The organism is Bacillus sp. AF62 (assembly GCF_050312695.1).
In the GTDB taxonomy this organism is placed as follows: Bacteria; Bacillota; Bacilli; order Bacillales; family Bacillaceae_G; genus Bacillus_A; species Bacillus_A cereus.
This window is the reverse complement of the sequence record NZ_JBNPJZ010000192.1, coordinates 1-1701: the sequence shown is the minus strand read 5'-3', so window position 1 is coordinate 1701 and position 1701 is coordinate 1. Positions and strand designations below refer to the sequence as shown.

Sequence of the window (1701 nt, the reverse complement as noted above, 5' to 3'; positions counted from 1 at the left end):
AGATGTTTTAAATAGTCGTAAACCGACTGATGCAACTGGTAAATATGAAGTTATGAATTTAAAAGAAATTCAAGAAGGTATTTCGAAGATGACCGGTATTATGACAATGATCATCGGTGGTATCGCTGGTATTTCATTAGTCGTTGGTGGTATCGGTGTTATGAACATCATGCTTGTATCTGTAACAGAGCGTACGCGTGAAATTGGTGTACGTAAAGCACTCGGGGCAACGCGTAGTAAAATTTTATTACAGTTTTTAATTGAAGCAGTTATGTTAACACTTCTAGGTGGTTTAATCGGAATTGGTCTTGGGTATGGCGGAGCATATATCGTTTCTACATTCGCAAAATGGCCACCACTCGTTTCGTGGGAAGTTGTCGTTGGAGGCGTACTGTTCTCGATGACACTTGGTATTATTTTCGGATTAATTCCAGCGAACAAAGCTGCGAAATTAGATCCAATTGAAGCATTGCGTTATGAATAATTAATAGTGTAGTAGAACTACACATTACCGTTCTAGTGGGCGGTTCGTAGCCTCTTGCGAGGAAGTGAACCGCCCGTTAGAACGGGTTATACAAATAGAGGGAGGCGTTATAATGGAAGCCAATATTAATACGCAAGATGTAGGTGCGAAGAAGCCATCATTATTAGGAATGATTACTTCTCCAGGTGAGCAATTTGAGAGAATGAAGGCGAGCGAGAAAGTTTGGGGTATGTTCTTTTTAGTTACATTGTTACAAGGGCTTGTAGGTGGTTTGACAACATATGTTGTGAACACGTCACCTGAAATGATTAAAATGCAGAAAGAATTAGGTGAACTTGCTGGTAAGGGTTCAATAACATCAGAAGTTATTTATGGAATTGGATCTGGTTTTGTTGGAGCGATGATTGGAGCGCTATTTGTAGCGGCTATTTATAAAGTATTTATGATGTTCTTTGGAAATGATACGTCTTATAAGAAGTTATTAACGATTGTTGTATATACTAATATTATTCTTATTATTGGTGGACTTATTAATGGTATTATAGCCCTAATTTTAGATGGTGGAGCAACCCAGTATACAAGTTTAGGACCATTATTTGAACAAGGTTCACTTGCATATGGAATAGGTAATACAATTGAATTGTTCTATTTATGGAATTTGGTTTTAATTTGGTTAGGATTACAAGTTATAGCTGGATTAAGTAAAGTGAAAGCAGCTATGCCAATTATTGTTTTATTCATTATTAAAGCGGTATTCTTAGCAGCAATTTTGGTATTAATAGCTAAGTTTTTACCAGGTATGCCAATATAAATAAATTATATGTATTATAAATAAGTTTAGTAAAAATTAGCAATATTATTAACCGGTGCTTTAATATACAATGTGCCGGTTAATTTGTCTTCGAATGATGTTTAAATGTAGGTAATCTTGTGGAGAACAGATACTCAAATAATAAATGTATCGTCAAAATAGAACTTGTCCATTAAATTGTTAACAATCCCGTTGAAATAAGCGAATTTACCCTTTTTCATTTTTGTTCCAGACTTAATTTTCATAACAAATTCTTTAATAGCTTTTAACCCAATAGTAAGCTCCTGGTCCTGATCGAATGCTTTATTACCTGTAGAGAAGTTTGTAACTTTATTACACTGCCTTACGACCTTCCACAGTTCTTGAATTGTTTTAGATTCACTGTAAAAAGAACTAATCAAAGAAA

The 1701-nt window shown here is 34.8% G+C and carries 2 protein-coding genes and 1 pseudogene; 2 read left to right on the top strand and 1 reads right to left on the bottom strand.

The genetic code is table 11. The annotated features are described in order from the left end of the window. Both ACQRBL_RS32170 and ACQRBL_RS32165 read left to right on the top strand, forming a co-directional pair. On the top strand, positions 1-484 hold a 484-nt coding region (locus ACQRBL_RS32170), incomplete at its 5' end, for an ABC transporter permease (RefSeq protein WP_427736401.1). Positions 485-596: 112 nt separating this feature from the next. Next, a complete protein-coding gene (locus ACQRBL_RS32165) occupies positions 597-1295 on the top strand; it encodes a Yip1 family protein (RefSeq protein ID WP_098214504.1) in 699 nt (232 codons plus the stop codon). Between the two features lie 134 nt (positions 1296-1429). Here the strand turns inward: ACQRBL_RS32165 and ACQRBL_RS32160 are convergent. Beyond that, positions 1430-1701, bottom strand: a pseudogene (locus ACQRBL_RS32160) (helix-turn-helix domain-containing protein); the annotation flags it as partial.